The sequence below is a fragment of the Dictyobacter formicarum genome, from assembly GCF_016587435.1.
Map to the genome: position 1 here is coordinate 23,971 of NZ_BNJJ01000001.1, position 26,373 is coordinate 50,343.

Sequence of the window (26,373 nt, forward strand, 5' to 3'; positions counted from 1 at the left end):
ATTGGCAGCCAGCATATTACACAAAGAACAATCAACCAGAGCGAGAGAGGCAGCACAGGGGAAAGGCAGGAAGAGGTAGGGGCAGCTTCAAAGCTATCCTTAATAATTCACCTTTACAGCAATTAACTGGCACACAGATACAAAAGCTGTATACGCTGCTGCGTAACTATGGTATCTCACCGAATACGGTACATCTTATTCATACCATCTTGAATGCAGCCCTCAATGATGCGGTCAAGTGGCATCGCATAGCACTCAATCCTTGTAAGCACCTGACTGCACCACGAACCCAGAAAGCTGACAGCCAATTTATCCGAACAAGACGGTTTAAGACGCATCATGACGCGTCGGTACGCATGCACTTTTGAGATCACTTCTCCAGAAAAGACATCTTCTGCGCTCCCCTCGTTGAAGCGGATTTGGTAAGACTGGTATAAGACGGTACAATTTTTGTGCTTCCATTGCAGTCTTATGTACAAGACATTGCACTCCGTTTGCAAAGACATCCTCGTTTGTTTCCGCCGTTTTTGCTTACATGGGTATATAAATATTGCAACACCCCCATAACAATATTTTTTCCTTATCTCTATGGCTAGCGATTCGAGTAATTACGTCTTTTGCTAATTACGATGGTAGTGCTCGCCACTTTCATGGTGTGGCTCTAGTTGTGAGGCCCGTATTAAGGCCGCATAAAGAGGGAAGAATTTTGGGAGATGGTCGAAAGCTTGAAGCTCTATACTCATCATAGATTTTGTACCTGTAGCTGTATTGTTTGTTGGTAGGATTGCACCTCTGATGCATGAGAGAGCGGCATGCAAAGGGAGTCGATTTGGTAAAAAATAAGTCGGTTTTACAGTTAGAACGGAGCAGGCGGCCAGAAGCTATCCAGTCGCATGCTACTAATCTGCCCGCCAGGATCTATACGCCAGTGCCCAGGGCGGCTGCTACTGCCGTTACGGACAATGGGCAAAAAATGGGGCTCTGGCGATGGCGTATTGTTGCCTTGCTACGCGTCCTATGCGGTTGCTTTTGCCTGGGCGATGCCTGGTTGAAGTGGCATGGTTCCTTCACTGATGCGTATCTCTTGATGCTGTCCCATGCCGCTGGAGGGCATACGCCGGTGATAGCAACCTGGTTTGCCTGGTGGCTCCATGTGGCACAGCTGCATACACAGGCTTTCGTCGCTACCACGCTATTGTTGGAAATATGTCTGGGCATTTGCCTTATTTGTGGCGCGCTGACCACGCTTTCTTGCCTGATGGGTATGTTTCTAACGGCGCTGGGTTGTATGGGCGCGGGCCTGCTCGCCGGTTTCTTTGGGCAGGTTTCACTGGATGTTGGTGTGCTGGTCGTTTTCTTGCTGGCCTTCCTGGGTCTGATACTGAGCCGCGCGGGCCAGTACGCGGGCCTGGATCGCTGGCTTCGTCCAGCCAGATTAGGCTTGTAGATAATGTACACGTAGTCTGAGAGGATCGTTTATGGCATACAATGAAGCATCTCAATTTTCGGGCTACCTGGGTGGGTCTGCGGGTTCACAGCTTCCCAATCCCATGATGCAAGGCGCCGGACCGGGGTTTAATCAGAATCAGATGCCTGTCGCTGGTCAGCGGAAGGCAAATGAGAAGGACACATCTTTCTTTCATGGTGAAGCATTGGCGCGCGATTTCTGGGCAGAACATAATGGACCCTGGGTTGTACTGATCTTTTCGGCGGCCTTCTCGCTATTCCTGGTCTCTATGGTTCTGTTCGGCCAGGTTCCTGGTAAGAGCTTCTCTTTGAAGAGCGCGTCGGATATCTTCCAATTTGTTGGCGAGGGTATTGGCCTCTTATTTTGTACACGTATTGCTTTACGTCTCCATAAAGTTTCCAATCAATTGCGTCGCCAACTGCTTGAGAGGAGGGCTGGCCGGCACACTCCTAATGAACTGGCCAATATTCATAATGAAGCGCAGGCGGCCCGCCGGGCGTTTATGGCCTGGTCATTGCTGGCCTGTGGTATTGCTCTCTATGCCAGCGGGCAGGCTATCTGGACCAGCTATGATATCCGTATGAATAGCGCCGATGTGCCATTTCCTGGCCTCTATGATATCGGTTTTGTAGCTTCGTATCCTTTCTTTCTGCTGGGTACACTGTTCCTGACGCGACGCAATAAGGCGTCAGTTGGTCGGGTACGCTTACTCCTGGATGCTCTGGCGGTCATCGGAACGGCGCTGGCCCTGTCGTGGTTCTTCCTGTTGAGTCCATTGATCGCTGGTCTGGCTCAATCTCCAAGCACGGGCGCCGCGATCCTTTCGATCTACTTTCCAACCGGGGATTTGTTCCTGGTGGCGATTGGTGCCTTCTTGATGTTTAGTCCGTTGGCCAGTCGGGCACAACAACCTGTCTTTATTCTCTTGTGCATGGGACTCTTCTTCCTGGCTATTACCGATAGCCTGTTAGCGTTCTACAGCCTTTCTGGTAACTTCAATACAGGTACGCTGCAGGATGTGCTCTGGCCACTGAGCCTCTCTCTGATCGGGCTGGCTGCGATTGAGTATCCACGCAGTGTGGCCCGAGAGCAGGAGCAGGAAGAGCGCCTGAAGAGTTTACGGCTCCCAAATAATTCGAGCCTGGCTCCCAATCGTCTGACACAAGTAAGTATGACCGCCCAGACGATCGCTCCCTTTATTCTGGTTCTGGCTACCTGCGCCATTCTGTTAACGAATATCGCGCACCGTGGTGGCATAGTATTGATCCAGGCCGATATTGTTGCTCTGCTGCTGATCTTGATCGTGATTGCTCGCCAGGCCATGACGTTGCTGGAAAATAACCGTTTGACGATGCAGATGCGCGGTGAGCTGGTAATTTCCAGGCGTGAGCTACAGGTGACACGGCGTGAAGCAGATGAGGCAACGCGCGACGCGCAGGAGAAACTATTGATGGAGCAGGGAATCGCGGCTTTACGCGATGTACATGCTCGGGTGGCTCGTGGAGATATTGTTGCTCGCGCCCCAACGGTCAGCGGACCCCTGCTACCGATCGCCATTAGCTTAAATCTGATGTTGGACCGTATCAGTGCTCTTTCACAGCGAGGAGCGAAATACGATCAAATGGCCCAGGAGTGCCGGGTGTTGCAAGAAGGGGTTGATCGCCTCGGACAGGGTCTTCCTCCATGGGCACCTAATCAGGCAATGCCACAGGGCGCGCCCGAACTGCGCTCAGTCTATCTGGGACTGGCCCATATCCAACGCCGCCAGGAAGGTCAGTGGCGACGTATTGGAACCGCCCTGGATTCTATCAGCAACCTTACGCACCGTATTCACGAGGCCTTAATCGAGATCAAGCAATCCAATCTCTTTAAGACGCAGGTAAATGCCAGTTTTGAGCGCATGGTATTAGATCGCGTCATTCGTGAGGTGGATTTGCTGGCCGAACAGCAAAATAATCTGGTTGGCCAGGTCTCACAAATCACTATGCGCAATGAGGCTTCAGGACCGAGCAACGAGAGCGACAATCAGCAGAAGTCGCCATTTCGAACTCAGCGACCCATCACTGATGCGGCCCATGAGATACGCACATTGCTCCCTCCTCGCCAGAGTCATTCACAGGCCTTACGGCACAGCGGACATGGTGAGCTCAGCCAACATTTTTATCAATCACATCACCTGGATCATTTACCTTCGGACGAGTAAGCGATCAATGCAGGGAGAAGGTTCTCACACATTGTATGTATTCCATAACTGATGTGCTCCCCTTCTCTCTTTATCTGGTTCATATGTGGCACTGACTGACATTTCCTGAACTCAGAAGAGAGGCCGAACGAGATGGATCATAATACACAATACGAGCCGCAAGCTGGACCCAGGGCTCCGTTTTGTCTGGGACATCCTTCGCACGCTCTGCGACCGGAGGAAGTTATTTGTAGCGTATGTGGCGCGCTGGCGGCCCATACAACACTGGGGATCTATGAGGTTCGCAAGCTTCTGGGGACTGGAAGAAGTGGCCATGCGTATCAGGCAGTGCATCAGCGCTCTGGCCAGCCAGTGGCGATTAAGCTGTTTCCGGCCTATACAGCCAATCCCGAACAATGGGAGGCAGCGCGGCGCGAGGTGCGGGTGACGACGGCGTTGCGTCACAGCTCCATTCTTTCGGTTTTTAGTTGCAGTACCTGGTCCTTGGAACAGCTAGATGGTGGAAGCGGCGTTCACTTTGAGCGATCATCTTCTGGCTTGACCAATCTGTATTTGCTGACGCTCTGCCAGTATATTCCTGGCGCGCTCAGGCATTTTGTTGCCTATCTGCAAAACAGTGAAAATCAACAGGCGCTTTACGAACATGGAAGTTCGCCGCGCGCCCTGATGATGCATGTACTGATACAAATTGGCTCAGCCCTGACTGCAGCGCACACACGCGGACTGGCCCACGGCGCGCTGGTCCCGGGCAATATACTGTTTTCTAGCTACGATCGGGTCTGGGTGGCTGATTTTGGCCTGGCACGTTTGCAACCACCGCCCTCGCCTTACCTGGCCTCCGAATTATATACGGCGGCCCAGGCCAGTCAGCAGGGCAATGCCCAGGCTTATTGGAATGCGGTAAGTCCGGCCAGCGATCAATATATGTTTGCGGCCCTCTGCCAGCAATTGTTACCACAAACGTTGCAGAGGCAGGATTACGAACCCTTATTACCAATCCTGAATCGAGCGCTGCATCCAAGACCTGAACGGCGCTATCCTTCTCTGCATCTGTTAATACAGGATATGGTGGCGCTGACATCCAGGCCAACTCATCCGGCAGTAAGCCAGCAGTTTAAGCAGCCGCAAATTGCTGCCTCAAAACACCAATCGGCGCCATCTAGCGTATCATCATCTGGCGTTCAAAAAGCAAGCAGCCCGAACAATAGCGCGCCATTGACGCCTATCCCGACTTTCTCATCTGGACCGCTAACGCCGGCCTTGCCAGCGACGCCGATTACTCCAGCGATACCGCTGACACCTGAAGATTGGGAGAAGCGCGGCGATAAGCTGTTCACCATGCGCGACTACGATGAAGCGCTCAAGGCCTATCATCGAGCCATCGAAGTAAATGCTGGCAAAGCATCGATCTGGCTCGCGCTGGGCGATACCTACTTTGCGCTTGAACGCTACAAAGAAGCATTGATGGCCTATGAGCAGGCAATGCATATCAACCCGAATGATCCACAAATCTGGCTCAACCGGGGCACAGTTCTGGATGCGCTGGGGCGCCATCAGGAGGCGCTTGACTGTTACGAACGGGCCGATCAATTGCGCTCGGCATAAGCTCTATCTCCTGCTTGTCCGCACTCTCCATGCGCTCTTCTCAAGCGCGTGTGTGGATAAGCAGCGAATGCAGGGGAGTTCTTTTGTATGCAGACACTTACTAGAGGGCAGTCGCTTAAGGATGAAGTAGAACAGTATCATCGGCAGACCAACCTGCGCCATCTCTTGATTCGCGGCTGTACCATACTGGCACCAGATGAACCAGGCAAGTTACTACACGATCAGGATATTCTGGTTGTAGGCCGCTATATCGCGGCTGTTGGCCCCAGTGGAACACTACCATTTAATCCATTGCGACTTGATAGAGTCATTATAGGTAAAGATCGTTTAGTATTACCAGGCCTGATAAATGCCCATACGCACTCATTGGAGAATTTGCTGAAGGCGACTTCTCCCTCGCTGCCACTGGAACTGTGGTTAGTGCCGCTATTTGGCAATTCACTTGAATGGTCGCCGCACCTGGTATATCTCAGCACCTTGCTGGGTGCGCTGGAAATGCTGAAAACTGGCACGACCGCTGTTCTGGATCATCTCTGGACCAGTGCGGGGGTAGCTGGCGAATATCTAGATGCTACAATGCATGCATATCATGACGCGGGCATCCGAGCAGCCGTGGCTCCCTCGATTGAGGATCGCGACCTGGTACTGGAGGCCGGCACGAAATATGGTCTGCACTTCCCGGGCCATCCTTTTACCGATCGTTTCACGGACTGGGAACCTATCGAGACCCAACTGGAGGTGCTGGAACAATTTATTGCCAGATGGAATAATAGCGCTAATGGGCGTCTGCGCTGCTTTACTGGTCCTAGCGGCATTCATTGGTGTAGTCCCAAATTATTGGAGGCGTGCCTGGATCTCACCGAGCGCTATCAGACCGGCATGCATCTGCATGCGGTTGAGACAGAGTTGCAGGCGGCTGTCATTCATGAGACGCTGGGACAGGGCGGCATTCGCTATCTGGAACAGATGGGGCTCTTGCGGCCGGGAACATCACTGGCACATACAATCTGGCTGGACCCGGGCGACTTGAAGATACTGGCCCATACTGGCACCACGGTAGTCCATAATCCGATCAGCAATTTGCGCCTGGGCAGTGGTCGTTTTCCTTTGTCAGATGCGCTGGATCAAGGAGTGAGCATAGCTCTGGGTAGCGATGGCTCGGCCAGCAATGATCGGCAAAATATGTTTGATGTGCTTAAGCTGACGGGATTGATGCATAATCTTCCTCAGATAGATTATCATAGATGGCCTCAACCGACGACAATCTTACAGGCGGCTACGGAAGGTGGGGCGACGGCACTGGGGCTGGCGGGAGAGCTTGGGCGCATTGAAGAGCAGCAGCTGGCTGACCTGATATTGCTGGATCTTGATGCGGACGCTTTTGTACCTTTACGCGATCCGTATTTACATTTAATTTATTGCGAGCATGGTACGGCGATTGATAGTGTGATTGTCAACGGCGAGATCGTGGTAGAACAAGGAAAGTTGCTGAATGTTGATGAAGCGGCCCTGCGTCAGGAGATCCGCGATCAATGCCGCTTCGCCCTGGCACATGCGCCAACGTCACAAACTCTTGTAGCCCACACCAATGAAATTCTGACCCAGCTCGATAAATTACGTCACTTAATCCTGCAGAAAGATTAAGTACCGCAGTTATTTCTAGCAGGCACCTGTATTTTTATGTTATCTTCACTCTAATTTTAAGGAAGGATTTTTCCAGATGGAAGATTCGTTGAAACGACCAGACAATGTTGAGGTGAACCGCAATTATCCGGACGAGCCACCGGCAATTGAGGGAAGTGAATCAACCAGTATCCGCTATACGTTCCGCTTTACTGGCTGGCCTGGCTTATCTCAACTGGTAGCGGTAGCTGTGGCGACGGCGGTCTATACTGTCTTATCCTGGCTTACGGTTGCTACATTGCCGAATCCGGCCCTTGGTGTCAGCCCTCTCTTTATAGCCATTGGCTTTGGCATCCCCTTCGCCCTCTGGTTTGGTGGTTGGGCCTTTGTCATTGCCTATATTGGTAACTTTGTGGGCGCGGGCCTGCTCTCAGGCCTCCCGGTGCTGGTGGCGATCCCATTCGGTGCCGCTGACTTTATTCAGCTCTGTATCCCAATGCTGCTCTATCGTTTCCTGGCCTATCGTTTCGGTGTCAGCCCGGTCGGCAAGGATGTTTTCACCAAACGCGGCTTTATCTTTTTCCTGGTCTGCGCCGTTATCCCCAACAATATTATCGGTGGCCTCTATGGCAACCTTGTACTGCTAGTAACGGGACAAGAAGTGCCAAAGGCGTTTTTCTTCTCCTGGATTACCTGGTCTGCCACCAATATTGTAGTTGTGCTGGTTATCAGCTCAATCCTGTTCTCAACCCTGACTCCCATCGTTGAGCGCTTCGGCCTGACCATCCGTGATGCCTTGCGCTAAGCCTCTTCTCTTTATCTGAATATAAATAATCCCGCCCCTTTTCAGTTGGAAAGGGGCGGGATTATTTTATTTGCAGTTATTGTTGCATACATTATATAGTCACCAATAAAATCACAGAACCGAGGTTTATCGACAATGGTAGAAATCTCGATCATGATCGAGGGCCAGAATGGACTGAACTGGCCTTATTGGAAACAACTGTCGGCAGAAGTTGATCAGCTTGGCTTCGCCGGACTATTTCGCTCCGACCATTTCACCAATCCCAATCCACCCGATTTAGATTCGTTGAAATGATTGTTTCATTTGCGCAGGTTGGAGCCGCAGAAATTATGCTGCAGTGGTTTGATTTTGAGGATATAGAAGGCTTGCGTGCTTTCGCCACCAGCGTTCTGCCACACCTGTCCGCTTCCTAAAACCAATGGATGCACATGAACGTCTCTTACTGGTTTGTCCATGTGCATCCATTGAAAATCACTATAAACGTCGCGTGGGGCGCGGTGGAATGGCAAAGGTGGCTTTCTTTTGATTGGAAGGTTCTTCCTGCTCTGCTCCGGGCTTCACTTCTCCTTGCATAGACGGTGATAACTGCTGATCTTCTAAGCGCTGCGGCAGAGGTGGCGGTGGCAGGATGCGATGTACATAGCTGATCTTTGCACGCGACCGCCCGGATAAGAGACTGTTGAGACGTGTGCTTAAAACATAGGTGAAGGCTTCCAGCACAATGCTGCGCGACATTTTAGATTGGCCCAGCCGACGATCCACAAAAGTGATGGGAGTCTCAACCACAATGAAACCTTTATTCAGCACTCGATATGTCATCTCCACTTGAAAAGCGTAGCCACGCGATTGTACGGTATCCAGGTCGATAGCCTCTAAAACCTGGCAACGGTAACAGCGAAAGCCACCGGTACAGTCACGCACCGGTAACCGAAGAACGGTGCGCGCGAAGATATTGCCACTACTACTGATCAAGCGGCGCATCAATGACCAGTTAGGCGTACCTCCACCCGGAATGTAGCGCGAACCAATTACCAGGTCAGCATCTTTAATAGCGCTCAGAAAGGCTGGCAGGTGTTGGGGATCGTGGGAAAAATCTGCATCCATCTCAAAGGCAGCATCATATTTATGGGCAATTGCATACTTAAAACCTGCTATGTATGCAGTACCCAGCCCTAGCTTTCCCGGTCGATGTATACAATGAATACGCCCATCCAGCTTGCTCATTTCCTCTACCAGCTGACCCGTTCCATCTGGCGAATGATCATCAACGACCAGCACATCTGTTTCTGGTACATAAGCAAAAATACCACGTATTAACGAGGGTAGGTTTTCGGCTTCATTATATGTTGGAATGATAATTAACGTTTTCATGTACTTTCCTTTTGCTGTTGGCTTAAATTCAGAGTTCTGTTCAACACAACGTTAAACAGACGTATTCAGCTACACAACAAAGTGTACCGCTACATCCAAATCTTGATCGGCATCCCTCCGATCGATACTTACGCGATGCCTCAAAAAGCGCTGGTGCCTCGTACTAAGAGTAAGATTAAGATATAGAAAACATATAGGTCTATGCCTTCCGGGCTTCCAGGGCAGAGAGCCTGATGTTTTCGGGATCAAGTGTAATGGAGGGTGAAAAATAGATGAAAGCTGGAGATATTCAGACAGCTTTGAAAAAAGCTAGCCTGGAACGTTTGGTGGAATATACGCAAGTCCTGGTACAACCAGCAATCTCCCTGAAGGCGACTCCGGTTAAGGATGCCCAGGCGGAGGCCAAATTGAAGGTTGCTATTTCTAAGCTGGGCGGAGTGCCAGATCTCCCTGCGGGACAAAAGTGGCCGATGTGGAAAGATGCGCCTCAATCGTTTGTGGGTCAGATCCGTCTGGAGGAGACCGCTCCCTACGATACCAATCATCGACTACCACAGCAGGGCATGCTCTGGTTTTTCTATGATTCTAGACAGGAAACATACGGAGAAAATCCACAGGATGCTGGTGGCTGGAGCGTCTTCTATAGTAGCGACATACAACAGTTGCAGCCCGCAAAGGTGCCCGAGGCGCTGGCGGAGCAGGCTCGTTTCAAAACCAGTACCATTAGCTTTGCTTCTACTCTTATGATGGCACAGCAACCACAATTGGAGATTGCTGGTCTTGCATGGAATAATGATGATCAGGCAAAATACGATGCAGTGTACGCTCGCTTTATGAGTAAAGCCTCGACTACTCAGCCCCACCATCAGATGCTAGGCTATCCTGAGACGCTACAGGATGATATGCGCTTGCAGTGCCAGATGATGACCAACGGTATCACTGATATCGATGATCCCAGGGTCGCTGAACTGACAAAGAGTGCCAACGAGTGGCAGTTGTTGTTGCAGGTTGATAGCGATGAGCGCATCGGCATGAATTGGCCCGGTGCTGGCATGCTTTACTATTGGATCAAACTTGCTGATCTACAGGCACAGAAATTTGACTCCACCTGGCTGGTAGCCCAATCAGAATAAATTCCAGTAGATTACCACAACTGAAGGATCAGACAGAAGGAGACGTTGAATTATGCGGAAAGGCATTTTGATAGCTACTACTCTCCACTAGAGGCTTCATATTTTATTCGCTGGTGCAGCATTCGCGCAAAGCGCGAATGCTGCACCAGCGAATAAAATACCTTTTGAGCGCCGAAGGCGCGTAGCGTCAGGGGCCGAAGGCGCGAACAGCAAGGCATTCAGACACACTTTAACAACGCATAGAATGTTTTGAGCTTATTCATTTTTGTGACATGTACTATAAATTCGCGACCAGATATCGATATAGGTTAACATTTATATCATTCCAGTGTTACAATACTCTCCAATGACGAAATTGCCAAAATAAATATTTATTTATGTAGTAGTCAAGAAAGAGGAATACATTTGCCTTATCACCATATAAAAACCCATCGTGCATTAGCAGCGACGCTACAGCGTATTGAGAAGGCTATTTATACCCCTCTCACAGAGCTGTATACCGAGGCATGGATCACTCCTGAGCCAGTGCCTTTTGCTGAGCGGCAGTCGGGTCGACATGAAACCATTGCCCTGGGTCAAAGTTGGGGTAAATTGTGGGATTGCGCCTGGTTCCATTTTACCGGCCGGGTGCCAGAGCAGGCTACAGGCCAGGCTGTTGTACTGCTGATCGATCTCAGCGGCGAGGCCTGCGTTGTGGATTCTAACGGCAACCCACTGCAGGGGTTGACGACGGTGAGTTCCACCTTTGATTACAGTTTGGGCAGGCCGGGTAAGCATGTATTCCCTTTAACCGAACGTGCACAGGGCGGGGAAAACATCGATCTCTGGGCTGATGCAGGCTGTAATGATTTGTTTGGCCGCTATCAGGATAGCGGCACCTTAAAAGAGTCGCATGTTGCGCTCTTCCATGAGGAAATGTATCACCTCTATTACGACTTTGAGGTTCTCCACGAGCTGATGAACCAGATCTCACCGGATACTGCCAGGCATCAGCGCATTCTGTTTGCGCTCTCCAAAGCGGCCAATGAGCTGGCAGATTATACGGTAGAGGAGGCCAGATTGGCCCGAGCCCACCTGGCTGCTGAGCTGGCGAAGAGCGGTGGCACGCCGTCATTGCAATTGAGCGCGATTGGTCATGCTCATATCGATCTGGCCTGGCTCTGGCCGCTACGGGAAACGATCCGCAAAGGAGCGCGCACCTTCTCAACCGCGCTGGCCCTACTGGATCGCTATCCCGATTATATCTTCGGTGCCAGCCAGCCGCAGCTCTATCAATGGATGAAGGACTATTATCCGCAACTCTATAAAAAGATCGCGCCTAAAGTCGCTGAAGGCCGCTGGGAAACTCAGGGTGCGATGTGGGTCGAGCCCGACACGAACATCTCAGGTGGTGAGGCTCTGGTGCGTCAGATTATCTACGGAAAACGTTTCTTCCGCGAAGAATTTGGGACCGAGCCAAAGATGCTCTGGCTACCCGACGTCTTTGGTTATTCAGGAGCACTACCTCAGATTCTAAAAAAAGCTGGAGTCGATTATTTCCTGACCATTAAGCTGTCCTGGAATACCTTTAACGTGTTTCCGCATCATACTTTCTTCTGGCAGGGCATCGATGGCTCGCGGGTGCTGTCCCATATGCCGCCCGAGGGCACGTATAATAGTTCGGCCGCGCCACGCGCTTTGATCGCTGCCGAGAAGAACTTTGCCGATAAGGCTATTTCCGAGTACAGTACGCTGCTGTTTGGTATTGGGGACGGAGGTGGCGGCCCCGGAACCGAACATCTGGAACGCCTGGCCCGTGAAAAAAATCTGGCTGGCCTGGTGCCGGTCAAACAGGAGCCGATCGAGACGTTTTTTGAACGCATCGCCGCCGATTCAGATGAATATAAGACATGGGTTGGCGAGCTCTATCTGGAAAAACACCAGGGTACGTATACTACCCAGGCTCGTAACAAGCGCTTTAATCGTAAGCTAGAGCTGGCTCTCCGTGAACTGGAGTTCACGGCCGTTCTGGCAGCTCGCACACCAGACTATACCTATCCCACAACCGAACTGGACACAATCTGGAAGGAGGTCCTGCTCTATCAGTTCCATGATATTCTGCCAGGCTCCTCAATCACGCGTGTTTACGATGAGTCCCTGGCTCGCTATGAGGAAATGGCCAGCCAGGTGCAGGACCTGACCCGGCAGGCTCAAGCTACATTGCTCAAACAAACTGGCACCGTCACTACCAATCAGCCCATCACCCTCTTTAATTCGCTCTCCTGGGAGCGCCAGGAGTGGTTGCAGGTCGAGGGACAGTGGCACCACGTTACCGTTCCTGCGCTGGGCTATATCTCCCTTGAACACGCCAGCAGCAGTGGCACGGATACAGCTAGCCAGCTAGAGGCCAGCACAGATGTGTTTCAGAACGATAAGCTGCGCGTACAGTTTGCTCCTGATGGCAGTATTCAATCCATCTTTGATAAAGAGCAGCAGCGCGAGGTGCTTGAGGCTGGCGCATATGCCAATAGATTAGCGGTTTACCATGATGAAGGTGACGCCTGGGACTTCCCAATCCAGTATGATGAGCAGAAACCACGCCATTTCAAGCTGGAAGAGATGTCCGTCCGCGTTGAAGGTCCTCAGGCTATTGCGGAGCAACGTTATAGCTTCGGGAAATCAACCTTGCAGCAACGCATTGTCCTCAGGGCTGGTAGCCAGCGCCTGGATTTTGTGACACATGTGGATTGGCAGGAAAACCACAAAATGTTGCGCACCAGCTTTCCGGTGGCCGTTAACGCCTCGGAGGCCACCTGCGACATTCAGTTTGGCTCCATCAAACGTCCAACCCACCGCAATACCAGCTGGGACATGGCACGCTACGAGATCTGCGCCCACAAGTGGATTGATCTCTCGCAATGGGATTATGGGGTCGCCCTGCTAAACGACTGTAAATATGGGCATAAAGTCACCCAGAATATACTGGATCTTAATTTACTGCGTAGCCCATCATATCCCGATCCGGTCGCCGATCGAGCTGAACATGACTTCACCTATGCGCTCTATCCTCACGCTGGTAACTATATAACCGGCAATGTGGTGCGCGCTGGCTATGAACTGAATGTCCCTGTTCAGTATGCCCAGGGCGAACCGCAACAAGGATCATCGAGTGTTACCTCCTTTGCTCAGGTGGCGGCAGAAAATGTGATCGTCGAAACAATCAAAAAGGCTGAGGATGGTAATGATATCATTGTGCGGCTCTATGAAGCTTCGGGCTCCAGCACGCATACAACCTTGACCATCAACACACCAATCCAAGCGGCCAGCAGTACCAACCTGTTGGAAGAAACTGAGGCCACCCTGCAAGTGCAGGATAATACAATCGGCCTCACCTTCAAGCCGTTTGAGATTATCACGTTACGCATTCAGATATAAATATGTAGTGATCATAGGGGCGGCTTTACATCTTCAAAAGAGATGAAGGGCCGCCCATTGTTTTAGGTTCTAGAGGTCACTTTGCTTTCGTCACAGGTCAGACTATGATAAGCGACGCGCGGACTTGCCGAAAAACGCTGGCACATGCAGCAGCAGTAGTACAGGTAAGGCGATATCAGCAATGAGGCTGTACGTCAGGGTTGTGGTGCTGTAGTGTGCTATGGCAAACGTATAGGTGAAATTTGCAAGCATGGGAACCCAGCAAGCCCACCATGCCCAACGGGCACGTCGCCGAAATGGAATGATGACAATGATGAGAAAAAGCAGCCCGAAGACGAGTTCATGAACGGCGTATGTCACCTCTAACAGGGTGGTATACTGCGTGATCTGGGGCGATGTAACTTTTGCGCTACTCCAGGTCATACCAGTAATGCCGTGGAATGCCTCCAAATGATCAGAGGGAAGGCCGATTCTGGCATCAGATGCGAGGTCAGAGATGGAAGCAAAGAGGAAGAATCCCCCAAGAAGTAGAAGCAGAATCCAGGCCACTAGCAAGTAGACTGGCTGTTTGGGAGCGATGCGATTCTGGGATATATGATTTCCAAATGTAGATTGAGCTACCTCTTCTGAGATAGGCTCGTCGGATTGAGTGTCCATGATGCTTCCTTTCATCGAGAATATTGATTTACAATTGGCTATTTTTGTTTTTGAGCATGGCCAGGGCAGATGGGATGGCGCCAATAATCAAAAGAGCACAGATCAGGTATTTGACTACGTCCTGAAAGACGCTGTTGTGCACGGGAAAGACGAGGATGGTGAGCGGGCTGGAGAGGGCAAAGGCCCAGGCGGTCCAGGCAGGGATAATACGTAGCCGACCCAGCATAAAACCGATAAGTATGGCGCTGAGCAGATGACCGATGATATAGATGAGCAGGTAAGTCGTCATGAAGGGGTCGCCGTTGAAGTGCCACCAAAGCGCTGAGAACTGACTGGTGCTGCCAGCCTGGACAAATATCATAGGCCAGGTCGTCGAGCCCCATGAGCGCAGCCCAGGGGATCCAACCGACGAGTGAGAGCGCCGCCGAGAGTGTGGCAAGCCAGGGCGCACGTCGCATGCCTAGCAGCGACATGCCCAGGTAGCCCAGTGGCAGAAAGAAGGAGGCGGCCATCCCGCCAATAAGGTGCAGGATATTGCCAGTTGAGCTAGCCACTGCGCTGGCGGCCAGAGGATCGCGTAGATTTCCCTCCCAGGTGACGAGGTAGAGCGTGATGCTCAGCGGCGCGAGGATGATACAGGAGGCAAGACAGATGCGCTGAAATGCGAATGCATAAGACGTTGATCGCTGTTCAGAATGAGATGCAGGTAGTTCCATCTTCGTATTCCTTCCTTGCATAAAATGAGTATCAATCCAAATGAAACCGATGTCTGCTATGAGAGAGCTTCAGGGCGCAGGCGGGAAACGACATGTTCACGTAGCGATTGCGCCCATGTGATTTCAAGTTGCACCTGCTCAATTTTAAGGCCCATAAATGCCTGGATGCCCCAGAAAAACGTACCACTGATGTGTTCTTGTTGGCCGGGCTCGGTACCAAACATTTGCAACTCGGTTTGCTTATCTCGAACGAAGTTCTGACAAGAGAGCAAGAAATGCTCTATGAGGAATAGTCGCTTTTCTAGCGGGAGAAACTCCAGATGCAATGCTTTAATGTGGAAGCGTGCGACATCCAGTTGGGACGGCACATCTAGCATAAGTTGCAAAAAGCGCTCCCGACCTGCAGGGGTAATAACGAGGACGCGCGAGGTACGATCCGAAGGAAAAGGCGCCTCTGAAGGCGCGGCATCCGTGACGAAACCAGCCTGTTCGAGCTTTGTCAGCAAACCGGAGAGAGTACCACGGCTGATATGGCCATCTGGACCAAGAATGTTATTGGCAATTTTGGCAAGCCTGTAGGCATGCAGAGGCCAGTGCATGAGAAGGCCGAGAACAAGCAGTTCGTTCATCGTATGTGCTCTTTTCTCGCTATATTAACTGCAAATGATAGTTTATTTCAAACTGTTTGTTTGAATCTATCGAAAATAAGTATACAAAGGAAAGGAAAAAGTGTCAAGAGCATTCGCAGGATTTGGTGATGATGTCTTTTAAAATATATCTGAAACCCATTCCCATGGGAAGCAAAGCGCCCCTGTACTGTCGGGCGCGGGCGCGCCCGAGTTCTTTTTATTTGTTGGTGCAACATGGTCGCACAGCGACCGTGTTGCACCAACAAATAAAAACCTTTGCTTTATATTCCTGAACTAACAGCATGCACGCTGGCGGTTGGGGTAAAGATTATCGGCAAATGGTTAACCCGGCGCAGGAAGGTCAGGGTAGTTGGCTCGGTGACAGTGCCTGGAACAACGTGTAAATTGGGCAGTTGTTCTAGAATCATAGGCAGGGCGATAGCCGATTCTAGCCGCGTGAGAGGCGCTCCCAGACAGGTGTGAATACCATGACCAAAGGCGAGATGCTTCCCTGGAGCACGCTCAATATTAAAACGTTCGGGATCGGAAAAACGCTCTGGATCACGGTTGGCCGAAGCCATCCAGGCAAATACGATATCTCCAGCAGGGATGAGCTGATCGCCCAGAAGCACATCATTCTTTGCCAGGCGGAACGTTCCCCAGAGGATAGCTCGATAACGTAATACTTCTTCAATTGCTCCTGGTATCAACTCAGGCTGGCGCAGCAACTGCTCCATCGTACCAGGATGTTCGTCAAAACACATAATCGCCAGTGCCAGCAAATTCTTTGTAGTTTCATGTCCCGCAAACAGGAGCAAGATACAGAACGAAATTAATTCTTCCTCCGTGAGATGCACACCATCTACTTCCGCTGCCAGCAGCCGGCTCATTAAATCTTCCCGCGGCTGTTGTCGTCGCAGGCGCAGCATACCAGAAAAGTAATCCGACATCTCATCCAGGGCCTGAGTCCGCGCCTTCTCTATCTCTTCATCAGGCTCGTTCCCATTGCCGATACTATCAGCCCAGCGCCGATAAAGGTCTCGATCGCTCGGCGGCACCCCGATCAACTCTGCAATGACGGTGACTGGAAATGGATAAGAGAAATCCTGCACAAAATCACACGCGCCCTTTTGCTTCATATCGTACAGTAAATTCTGCGCGATCTCCTGTATACGCCCCGAGAGCTGCGTAATCGCTTTGGGAGTAAAGACCTGAGCCACAATATTGCGCAACTGGTTGTGACGTGGCGGATCCATGGTCAAAAAACTAACCCCCCTGCGCTGATTAGGCCTATCCTCTGCTAGCCGTTGTGCCCACTCCGAGGAAAACTGATGATAATCCATGAGTACGCGCTCAACGTCCCGATAGCGAAATACATACCAGCGTTCGGTCTCCGCATCATAATAAACCGGATGCTCAGCACGCATCTCGCGAAACCAGGCAAAGGGATCTTGTTTATGGATCGGCATGAATTGATTCATCTTACGTGCCATTAGATACTCCATTTCATAGCACTGTATAGAGGGTAAAGTATTAAGTAAGTGCGTCGCTAAAATGGGGCGAGGTCACAATCAATAAACGTCTCGCTAAACTACATTGAGACGCTATGGCTTTGTTAAACGTGCCTACAAAGAAATTAGTAGGCTGATGGTTTTACGTCATTACTTTCGATGTGCATGGTTCCGCATGTATAAATGAGCAAGCCATAGTAGATAAAAGGATGATTTTATGAAGGCTATTGGATTATATCGCTACCTGCCGATCAACGATCCGGAGAGCTTGATTGATCTTGAAATCGACACGCCTACTCCTACCGGACATGATCTCCTGGTCAGGGTGCAGGCGATTTCTGTCAATCCTGTTGACACCAAGATACGAGCTCCCAAACCTCAACAAGAGCAGTCGCCTAAAATTCTGGGCTGGGATGTAGCTGGAATTGTTGAGCAGACTGGCCCGGAGTGTCAGTTATTTAAGCCGGGCGATGAGGTCTATTACGCTGGTAGCGTTGCGCGTCCGGGTGGTAATAGTCAGCTTCACCTGGTAGAAGAGACCATTGTAGGACACAAGCCCAAAAGCTTGAGCTTTGCGCAGGCGGCCGCACTCCCACTTACCTCGCTTACAGCCTGGGAAGGATTGTTTGATCGCCTGGAAATCAGCAAAGATGCAGCTTCCAATGCAGGGAAAAGTATCCTGATTATCGGGGCCGCTGGCGGAGTAGGTTCTATCGCCACGCAACTGGCCCACTTTGCTGGCCTCAAAGTAATTGGTACCGCTTCGCGGCCAGAAACAATCCAGTGGGCGAAAGACCATGGCGCCGATGAAACCATCAATCATCATCAACCCTTTGGGGAACAATTGAAAGCGCTAGGACTGGCGAGCGTTGATTATATCTTCTGCTTGAACAGCACCGATAAGCACTGGGATAATATGGTAGACACCATCGCGCCACAGGGGAAGATCTGCTCGATCGTTGAAACCCATGGACCACTGAATCTCAGCGCGCTCCAACCCAAAAGCGCGACATTTGTGTGGGAATTTATGTTTACGCGCTCGCTGTTCCATACCAGCGATATGATCAAGCAACATCAGATCCTCGATACATTGGCCGAGATGATCGATAGCGGCAAAATCAAAACCACGCTGACAGAACGTGTATCGCCAATCAATGCAGCCAATCTACGTGCGGTTCACGCCAAACTAGAGGCGGGCAACACGATCGGTAAAATTGTGCTGGAAAACTTTAACTAGGCTGCTACTCAGCTAGCCTGGATGCCAGCTGAGTAGCAGCCTAGTACCAGGACATGAGGAGAGTAGAGTGTCTGCACTCTGCTCTCCATTAAGCGTGCCTCGCTATAATCTGTACGTTCAATATAGATTGGCAAAACTATACTTCAATGCCTTAAGAGAGGATGCAGAGCTATCATGGAGACGGAACAGCTGGCCATTTTTAGTGCTACCATGGAACGTATTGGTGTACGTACACGGGCGGAGGTCCACAGCAAAGGATACTGGCATGAGACCTTCCAGTGCTGGTTTTTACAAGAGCAGGCGGGCAGGCGCTATATACTCTTTCAACAACGCGCGCCACAAAAGAAAGATTTTCCCAATCAACTGGATATTACGGCGGCTGGACATTTACTGGCAAACGAAACGCCCCAGGATGGTGTGCGCGAAATCCATGAGGAGTTGGGCCTGGAGCTTTCTCTAACGGACCTTGTTCCAGCTGGTATCGTGCCAGATCCAATCTTGCTCCCGCACTTTCAGGACCGCGAGTTCTGTCATCTGTTCTTCTATGTGTTGCCCGGTCCTGTCACCAATCTGGTCTTACAACGAGAAGAGGTGGCTGGCATCGCCTATATCGAGCTCAACGCCTGCGAATGCTTACTGCACCGGGAAATCAGCGAGCTTTCAGCACAGGTCTATCTCACCGATGCCCATGATCCACAAAAAATTATTACCAGACGCTTCCAGAGGCAAGATTTTTGTCCGCACAGTGATCAGTATTATGATACCGTATTGAGTTTTGCCCGCCAGTTACTGTCTTAACACAAATGCTCCTGTCAGCGTGCTTGAAAAGTTTATAAAAGGTGCGGCGCTAGTCTTCATAAACAAAACGATAATCCCTTTCTTGCTCTCAAGAAAGGGATTATTTTTATGCCAAGTTACTAATGGGGAGCCAGGACGTCTTGCCACTGTTTAACCGTGAGTAAGGGTGGCAGGGAGGGCTGAAGGTAGCGCAAACGGCTACTAAGGGCCGCCGCAGCCGGTGAACGTAGTCCGGTGCGCTGTAACATCTCGCCATTGTCAAAGAGCTCCGCTGGCGTGCCGGTAAAGGCCAGGTCTCCATCCCGAAAGGCCACCACACGCTGACAATATTCGGCGACTAGCGTCATGTCATGCGTAATAATCAGAATGGTCTTCCCCTGCTGTCGCAGCTCACAGAGCAAGCTCATAATGCCGGTAATCGAACGATAATCCTGGCCGGTCGTGGGTTCATCCACCACCAGAATTTCAGGTCCCATAGCCAGTACGGCTGCTACAGCCAGGCGCTGACGCTGTCCTTTGCTTAAGAACAGAGGATCTTCATCCGCGTAGTCCGATAGGCCAACGGCGGCCAGCGTTTCCTCCACCATACTACGTCGTCGTTTGGCGTTGATGCCCAGGTTTTTCAAGCCATATTCAATCTCGTCGCTCACCTTACGGCAAAAAAGCTGGTGATCGGGATTTTGAAAGACGTAGCCGACAGAGCCGGGCAAGCGGACACGCACCTTGCGCGCCGCCACATTTTGTCCAAACACCAGCAGTTGTCCCTGCGTGGCACGATAAATGCCCGCCAACAGCTTGGCAAAGGTGGTTTTTCCGCTGCCATTTGGACCCAGCAGAGCCAGCATCTCGCCACGATACAGGGTAAGATCCACGCCCTTTAAGGCCAGCGATCCGTCCCCATAGTTATAAACAATGTTCTTCGCCTCTACCACCATTTCTTGCTGGACTGGCGTAGGGAGCTGGCTGGCTGCGATGTGCTGCTGGAAAGCAGGTGTAAACGCCTCTTCGGCTTCCGCAAAGGTCAATGGTGGGCGCCCATGAAAAGTATAGCCGGTCTGCCAGGAGATGCGCGTCAGTTCACCGACAGAGGCACCGCAGCGCTCTAAGATAGTACGCTTGCTATAGAATCTGGCGGGCGTCGCAACCAGTTCAATACGCCCTTCGTGCAGCAAAGCGATACGATCGCAGAAGGTAGCTAGAATCTCAGGATCCTGTTCGACCAAGATCACGGTCATATTGTAATCCTGGCGCAGGCGGGCAATGGTCTCAATCACCTCACGCTTACCCGCCGGATCCAGGTCGCTGGTAGGCTCATCTAGAATCAATACCTGGGGTCGCAGGGCCAGGAAGGCCGCAATCGCGACCCGCTGCTTCTGGCCTCCTGAGAGATCAGAGGGATGTAGGTAGAGCGCGCCCTGCCAGAGCTTCTGTAGTCCTACCCACTGCAAAGCCTCATGAATGCGCTGCACGATTTCGTCCTGGGGCAGCGATTGGATCTGCAGGCCCAGCGCCAGCTCATGCAAAAGACTCATACGCAGAAACTGGTTCTCAGGATCTTGCAGTACCATGCCGATCTTATGCGATGTAGCGGTCTCATGTGTCACCGGCTGTTGCAAAACTTCGAGATGGCCGCGAAAGTGATGCGGCAACTGCTCTTTAGTCAAACGCGCCGTATATGGGAGAATCCCCATCAGCACCCGACAGAGCGTGGTTTTCCCGGCTCCGCTTGGGCCAGTAATGCCGAAGCATTCTCCTTGCTTGATTTGCAAGTTGATGTTGCGCAGGGTCCATGCACCTGCCTTCTCGCTAAAGGTGGGATAACGCCACCAGAGGCCAGTTACGCTTACCGCATCCTGGCTGCCTTCGATGGTGCTCATAGTTTGAGTTCCCGCCTGCGCATTGGCAGGCTGCTGATCGCTGAATTCTTGTGCCACCATCGGTAATCACCACCTCTGAATTAGCGCCGTCAGACCGGGATAGGGGCCAACAGCCAGGTACAACAGGACGAGACAGGCTAGCAAGAGCAACCAGTCGATCGCGTGAAAAGGACTTGTCTCATAGAAGTCAACGTCGCTCTGGCGCAAGGTATAGCCACGGGCCAGCAGGGCATCGCCAATTTCACTGGAACGTCGAATCATCATGGCAACCATAGGTACCGCGATGCTGGCCAGATCACGGAGGCGGCGGAAAAAGCTACGTGGTCGGGCATTCACCGCCCGCGCAATCTGTGCCTGGTAGATCGTCTCGTAATCAGTCAAGGCAAGATTGAGGGCGCGAAAGACGGTACTTAAAAAGAAAATAATTGGTCGCGGAATATGTAGTTGGCGCATCGCCCCCATCAATTCAATGTCCCGGCTGGTCACGACCAGCGCAATGGTGGACAGCATCATGCCTGAGTAGCTAATCACCTTGGTCAGAGCCAGCAACAATCCTTGCTCACTGATATAAAGCGTTAAAGGATGGAAGAATGGAACGCGTGCGATAGTCCAGGTGGGCAATGGCAACAGGTAGGAGACCACGATGGCGGCCACGCTGGCCAGCAAAATGCCATTCACGATGCCGCGCTTCCACCGATAGTAGAGAATCACAATGCCAATCCACAACAACTGCCACACAGCCAGGCTAAAGGTCAAAAAGCCCGAATAGACCTGCTGCCTTACAAAGACAATGCTGCCTGTGACTGGATTGAGCAGCGTCCAGGAAAGAAAGAGGCTAAATACGGTCGGCAAGATCAAGAGAATATAGATGCGGGCCACCTTGCCATGCATGCCACTGATTAAGAAAATCGAGATGCTGGGCACCCACAATACGATGGCACCCACAATATCTGGATGGGCCGTGTTCATGGTACGAAGCTGAACCGCTGATAGACAGATAACCAGAAGTGCGCGCACCAGCAGATGCACCCGGGCTAATGGAGCGTTGACGCGGCGCGAAAACAGGAATGACCGCACATAGCGACGTCCAGCAGGCGGCTGTAAATAGATAGCCTCCTCAGCAGTGGTTGAGAAAGATTTCTGGTCAGACAAGCAGTATGGCCTCCCTCGTATGGCATCCGATGAAACAATTTAGCACATATGAATTATACGATATGCTCGATATGCTCAAGTTAAGCTCTGCTTACCCGTCTACCATGGCAAAATTATTTCACGGCGTCGTTACAAACAATCATTAAAAACATAACAATAACAGCACATCTAGCAACATTGCTAGAGTATATAGAAACAAACAGCTCTCCCTCATATTTTGGGATAGAAGTCCTTTTATCGCGCCTGCGACGCGTTAGCGATGGGGATCGAAAGCGTCGCGCAGGCCATCACCAATAAAAGATATGGCCAGCACAATAATAGTCAGAACGCAGGTAGGCACAAAGATTTCCCAGGGATGCGACTCAGTAACCTCCAGAGCGTCCGCGATCATCAGTCCCAGGCTCGATCCAGGGTCCTGCACACCTACGCCCAGCAAACTCAGACCAGCCTCGCCGATGATGGTTCCAGCGATATTGAGGGTCGAGGCAATAAAGACCAGGCTGAACAGGTTGGGGATAATATGCCGGGTAATGATGCGCCAGTCAGAGGTACCAACCGTACGAGCAGCCTCAATAAATTGCCGCTCCTTTAGCTGCAAGGTCTGGCCGCGTACATAGCGAGCCATCAAGGGCCAGGCAGTAAAAGCCAGGGCCAGTGAGACAATCAGCAGTCGGGAGTTACCGGGATCTCCAAATAATGGAACTTTGTCGAAGAGGTCATTGGCATTAGGGCCGAACACACCCACCAGCAGCAGAGCAAATAAGAGCGAGGGAAAAGCGAACATGATATCGGTAAAGCGAGCCAGTAGCTGATCGATCCAACCACCATAATAGCCCGCCAGCAGGCCGATGCACAGGCCAAGTCCAACATCGACAATCTCGACCATAATCGCGACCGTAAACGAGATCAGCAATCCTTGCATCAAGCGCGCCAGGATGTCGCGACCAACACTATCTGTACCCAGCCAATAAACTAGCGAGGGTGTCTGATCCTGCCTGGATAGCTCTTCATGATAATAGACATGATAGCGCTCTGGTCCGATGCGCCCCGCTAGATCGCTTTGAATACTGATCCCTACGCGTTGATAAATAAATGGACCCAAAAGGGCTATCAGCAACATTACTAGCAATACCAGCATACTCGCCAGCGCCCTGCGATCAGCGATAAATCTCTTCAGGGCCTCCTGTAAAGGACTACGCACACGCCACTGCTTATCGTCTTGATGTTCCTGGTCAGATGGTAGCTCCTGGACGGTACCGGTAGCCGCTAGCGAGCGTTTTCTTTTGAAGTTTTGCGTATCCATTCCACACACCTCTCTATGATAACTTGATGCGTGGATCGACGATAGTATACAGGATATCCGAGATCATATTGCCCGCGACCACTCCCAGGGCCGCCAGCAAGGCCGTAGCTTGAATGACTGGAAAATCACCTTGACTGACAGCATTGATGGTCGTCAGCCCTATGCCTTGAATGTTGAAGATACGCTCGATAAAAAATGCGCCGGTGATTAACAGGCCAATCGAGAGACCAAGCACTGTAATCACAGGTAACAGCGCGTTACGCAAAGCGTGGCGATACACAACGGTCCGTTCGCGCAACCCTTTGGCTCGCGCCGTTCGAACATAATCCTGACGCAACACTTCCAGCATGCTGGTACGTGCCAGGCGTGCATAGTAAGCATAGCCAGCCAGCCCATACACCAGGATAGGCACCAGCTTAAACTGGATATCGCTCCAACTATATTGCCAGGGAGTGCCCCAACTGGTGACCGGCCATTCCAGGTCCCAGTTGACATTCAACCAGACGACCAGGAGTTGGGCAAAGATAGCGATGATAAAGACTGGCAGTGCGTAAAGTGTCAGGGCCAGTACCATATTGGTGGTATCGATCCAGGTATTGGCTTTGATCGCCGATAGGATGCCCGCAGGAATACCCAGCAAGAGCGTTATCAGCAGCCCCCAGGTCGCGATCTCCGCCGAAATAGGGATACCGTCTTTGAGCAGATCAATGACACGCCGACTTTGATTGTGGATGGAACGGCCAAGATCAAAATGCAGCAGGTTGACAATATAATGGAAATATTGCAGATACCACGGCAGATCCAGCCCATAGGCATGGCGCAGGCGTGCATAACTTTCTGGCGTGTAATGTTGTCCTAATAGCTGCAACACCGGATCAATTGGTGAAAAGTAACCAATGATAAAAGTAATAAAAGAAACGCCGAACAGGACAAAGAGCAGTCCAAGCAGGCGCTTTAAGAGAAACTGCAACATGAGCTCCCTCGCATTCAATCATACTTTCAAACATTCTGTATGGCAGGGCACATCGGTTACGGCTACTGCCATACAGAATGGATCTGGCCTACTGCGTTATGTAGATGTCTCCCCAATCTTCAGGGTCGATAACCCCAAGAGGATTATTGCTGTAGCCATGAACATGTGGACTGAGCATGGCATCAGCGGCGGTCTGATACATTGAGATCCAGGCTGCCTCAGTCGATAGCTTCTGCTCCAGTTCATTGTACTTTTTGGCGCGCGCATCTTTATCCAGCATGTAATCAGCTTTTTGTAGCTCAGCCTGTATTGCTTGCTGATCTTTAGCCATCGGCGAATTGTTCTGACCATAGTTCATGTTGTTCTGCAGTTCGCCTTTGCCAAAGAAAACGTTCAACCAATCATGCGGATCCGGGAAATCCGCTTGCCAGGCATAATCCCACATCTGGAGGCCGGTCTTGCCAGTATTATCGTGAAGGAGCTTACTATAGGTCTGCGCGTCGACGGCGTTGACCTTGATATTTACACCCAGAACCGTTTTCCACTGGTCAATCAAGGCATTGGCACGCTTAAGGGAATTGGTAGCGTTTGTTTCGGTAAAGGTGATTGTTGGTAGGGCAGTTACACTGCTATAGCCTTCTTCCTTTAAGCCTTCCTGCAGGAGCTTCCTGGCCATATTGGCATTGCCAGCCGTACTGGTTGTGCCGTCGGGACCTTTAACCTGCGCCGGATTAGCACCATACATCCCTTCAGGGATAAAGCGGTTGGAAGGGATGACCAGGCCGCGAAACAGGGTTTTGGCCAGCAAGTCACGATCCAGGGATATATCAAAGGCCTGCCGCACCTTCAAATTATCAAACGGCTTTGTGAGATAATTCATCTGGATCATACGCAACGCCAGCACCGGCACGTGCACGTGGTCTGGGCGCTTCAATGCCTCATCTAACTTGCCATTAGGAATACCACTATAGTCTAGCTGTCCACTAACATATGCATTATAGGCAGCCTCGGGCTGACCCGTCATATGCATTTCAAGTTGTTTCAGCTTCGGCTGTGCCCCATAGTACTCGGTATTAGGTACCATGTCCAGGCCAACCGTATGACTATATTTCGCTACTTTAAAAGGTCCAGCACCACCACCCTCGTTAAGATGGTCAGTCCAGTTTTTGCCGTATTTCTCAACAATGCTTTTCTCCACCACATACGAGACAGGATAAGCCAGTGTTTGCAGAAAATAGGCTACCGGTTGCCTGATGACTATAGCAATAGTCTGAGGATCTTTAACAATCAAGCTATCGTTAATAAGCGTTTTTATTTTGCCGGTTACCATCGCATCGGAGTCTTTAATCAAACTAAGGTAAGAGCTCACGGGCGATTGCAGTTTGGGATCAAGGGCCCGGTTGATGCTATAAGCGACATCGCTGGCCGTTAATGGCTTTCCATCACTAAACTTCAAGTTCGGCTTCAAGTTGAATGTATACATCAAACCATCGGGAGAGACCTGATAGGAAGCGGCCAGTTGCGGTTTGATGTCGCCTTTATCATTAAACTGGACCAGGCCAGTAAAGATTGTCTGAATGGCCGCTACGTCGGCGGCGTCGGTTGCCAATGCCGGATCTAAAGTAGTGAAATCTGTGCTACCAAGGATACCCCAGCGGAAAATTTGTTGACTTTCCGGGGCAATTATACCCGAAGTTTTTGCCGCTGTCCTGGTATTGGTGCCACATGCTGACCCAAATAAGCTCAACATTGCGAGAACCGAAAAGAGAAGAATGCTACAATTTCGAACACTTTTATGCATATACAGTACTCCTACAAAACTACATCAACAACATATCCTACCCATCCTGTTATTGCATACAGTACATTATGCCATATTAATGTTTAAATTGCTACAA

21 protein-coding genes are annotated in these 26,373 nt (G+C 51.0%); 10 read left to right on the forward strand and 11 right to left on the reverse strand.

Going from position 1 to position 26,373, the window contains the following annotated elements; genetic code table 11:
* Positions 1-829: 829 nt before the first annotated feature.
* The 6 genes from JMI88_RS00150 (at position 830) to JMI88_RS00175 (ending at position 7,998) form a co-directional block, all read left to right on the forward strand.
* Complete coding sequence (locus tag JMI88_RS00150) at positions 830-1,447, forward strand: hypothetical protein (protein ID WP_201359735.1); 618 nt, start codon at positions 830-832, stop codon at positions 1,445-1,447.
* Positions 1,448-1,478: 31 nt separating this feature from the next.
* Entirely contained in the window at positions 1,479-3,671 is a 2,193-nt protein-coding gene (locus tag JMI88_RS00155) for a hypothetical protein (RefSeq protein WP_201359736.1), read from the forward strand.
* A 132-nt stretch (positions 3,672-3,803) separates the two neighbouring features.
* Complete coding sequence (locus tag JMI88_RS00160) at positions 3,804-5,276, forward strand: protein kinase family protein (RefSeq protein WP_201359737.1); 1,473 nt, start codon at positions 3,804-3,806, stop codon at positions 5,274-5,276.
* Positions 5,277-5,363: 87 nt separating this feature from the next.
* Positions 5,364-6,920 carry an amidohydrolase family protein gene (locus tag JMI88_RS00165; RefSeq protein ID WP_201359738.1) on the forward strand — a complete coding sequence of 519 codons (1,557 nt, stop codon included), beginning with the start codon at positions 5,364-5,366 and terminating at the stop codon, positions 6,918-6,920.
* 76 nt (positions 6,921-6,996) lie between these two features.
* Positions 6,997-7,704, forward strand: coding sequence for a hypothetical protein (locus tag JMI88_RS00170; RefSeq protein ID WP_201359739.1), 708 nt, complete (start codon positions 6,997-6,999; stop codon positions 7,702-7,704).
* 135 nt (positions 7,705-7,839) lie between these two features.
* Positions 7,840-7,998, forward strand: coding sequence for a hypothetical protein (locus tag JMI88_RS00175; protein ID WP_201359740.1), 159 nt, complete (start codon positions 7,840-7,842; stop codon positions 7,996-7,998).
* Between the two features lie 5 nt (positions 7,999-8,003).
* On the opposite strand, the gene JMI88_RS00180 is transcribed toward JMI88_RS00175, so the two are convergent.
* Positions 8,004-8,159, reverse strand: a complete 156-nt coding sequence (locus JMI88_RS00180) for a hypothetical protein (protein WP_201359741.1) — start codon at positions 8,157-8,159, stop codon at positions 8,004-8,006.
* A 19-nt stretch (positions 8,160-8,178) separates the two neighbouring features.
* Positions 8,179-9,075, reverse strand: a complete 897-nt coding sequence (locus JMI88_RS00185) for a polyprenol monophosphomannose synthase (protein ID WP_201359742.1) — start codon at positions 9,073-9,075, stop codon at positions 8,179-8,181.
* A 272-nt stretch (positions 9,076-9,347) separates the two neighbouring features.
* On the opposite strand from JMI88_RS00185, the gene JMI88_RS00190 reads away from it, so the two are divergent.
* Entirely contained in the window at positions 9,348-10,208 is an 861-nt protein-coding gene (locus tag JMI88_RS00190; RefSeq protein WP_201359743.1) for a YwqG family protein, read from the forward strand.
* A gap of 405 nt (positions 10,209-10,613) precedes the next feature.
* Positions 10,614-13,622: an alpha-mannosidase gene (locus JMI88_RS00195; RefSeq protein ID WP_236022751.1), complete on the forward strand. Its 3,009-nt coding sequence runs from the start codon at positions 10,614-10,616 to the stop codon at positions 13,620-13,622.
* Positions 13,623-13,724: 102 nt separating this feature from the next.
* Here JMI88_RS00195 and JMI88_RS00200 read toward each other — a convergent pair whose 3' ends face one another.
* From JMI88_RS00200 to JMI88_RS00215, 4 genes are all read right to left on the reverse strand, one after another.
* Positions 13,725-14,279: a hypothetical protein gene (locus tag JMI88_RS00200; protein ID WP_201359744.1), complete on the reverse strand. Its 555-nt coding sequence runs from the start codon at positions 14,277-14,279 to the stop codon at positions 13,725-13,727.
* Positions 14,280-14,317: 38 nt separating this feature from the next.
* Positions 14,318-14,995: a hypothetical protein gene (locus tag JMI88_RS00205; RefSeq protein ID WP_201359745.1), complete on the reverse strand. Its 678-nt coding sequence runs from the start codon at positions 14,993-14,995 to the stop codon at positions 14,318-14,320.
* A 56-nt stretch (positions 14,996-15,051) separates the two neighbouring features.
* The gene (locus JMI88_RS00210) at positions 15,052-15,624 is read right to left on the reverse strand and encodes a PadR family transcriptional regulator (RefSeq protein ID WP_201359746.1); all 573 of its coding nucleotides are present in this window, start codon (positions 15,622-15,624) and stop codon (positions 15,052-15,054) included.
* A gap of 281 nt (positions 15,625-15,905) precedes the next feature.
* A complete protein-coding gene (locus JMI88_RS00215) occupies positions 15,906-17,117 on the reverse strand; it encodes a cytochrome P450 (RefSeq protein ID WP_201359747.1) in 1,212 nt (403 codons plus the stop codon).
* A gap of 235 nt (positions 17,118-17,352) precedes the next feature.
* Between JMI88_RS00215 and JMI88_RS00220 the strand changes: the two genes are divergently transcribed.
* Together JMI88_RS00220 and JMI88_RS00225 are read left to right on the forward strand one after the other, a co-directional pair.
* Positions 17,353-18,372: a zinc-binding alcohol dehydrogenase family protein gene (locus JMI88_RS00220; protein WP_201359748.1), complete on the forward strand. Its 1,020-nt coding sequence runs from the start codon at positions 17,353-17,355 to the stop codon at positions 18,370-18,372.
* A 174-nt stretch (positions 18,373-18,546) separates the two neighbouring features.
* Positions 18,547-19,170, forward strand: a complete 624-nt coding sequence (locus JMI88_RS00225; protein ID WP_201359749.1) for an NUDIX hydrolase — start codon at positions 18,547-18,549, stop codon at positions 19,168-19,170.
* 119 nt (positions 19,171-19,289) lie between these two features.
* On the opposite strand, the gene JMI88_RS00230 is transcribed toward JMI88_RS00225, so the two are convergent.
* The 5 genes from JMI88_RS00230 to JMI88_RS00250 form a co-directional block, all read right to left on the reverse strand.
* Positions 19,290-21,107, reverse strand: a complete 1,818-nt coding sequence (locus tag JMI88_RS00230) for an ABC transporter ATP-binding protein (protein ID WP_201359750.1) — start codon at positions 21,105-21,107, stop codon at positions 19,290-19,292.
* Between the two features lie 6 nt (positions 21,108-21,113).
* A complete protein-coding gene (locus JMI88_RS00235; protein ID WP_201359751.1) occupies positions 21,114-22,199 on the reverse strand; it encodes an energy-coupling factor transporter transmembrane component T in 1,086 nt (361 codons plus the stop codon).
* A gap of 253 nt (positions 22,200-22,452) precedes the next feature.
* Positions 22,453-23,502, reverse strand: a complete 1,050-nt coding sequence (locus JMI88_RS00240) for an ABC transporter permease (RefSeq protein ID WP_201359752.1) — start codon at positions 23,500-23,502, stop codon at positions 22,453-22,455.
* Between the two features lie 13 nt (positions 23,503-23,515).
* Complete coding sequence (locus JMI88_RS00245; RefSeq protein WP_201359753.1) at positions 23,516-24,475, reverse strand: ABC transporter permease; 960 nt, start codon at positions 24,473-24,475, stop codon at positions 23,516-23,518.
* Positions 24,476-24,563: 88 nt separating this feature from the next.
* Positions 24,564-26,276, reverse strand: coding sequence for a peptide ABC transporter substrate-binding protein (locus tag JMI88_RS00250; RefSeq protein WP_201359754.1), 1,713 nt, complete (start codon positions 26,274-26,276; stop codon positions 24,564-24,566).
* Between the last annotated feature and the right edge of the window lie 97 nt (positions 26,277-26,373).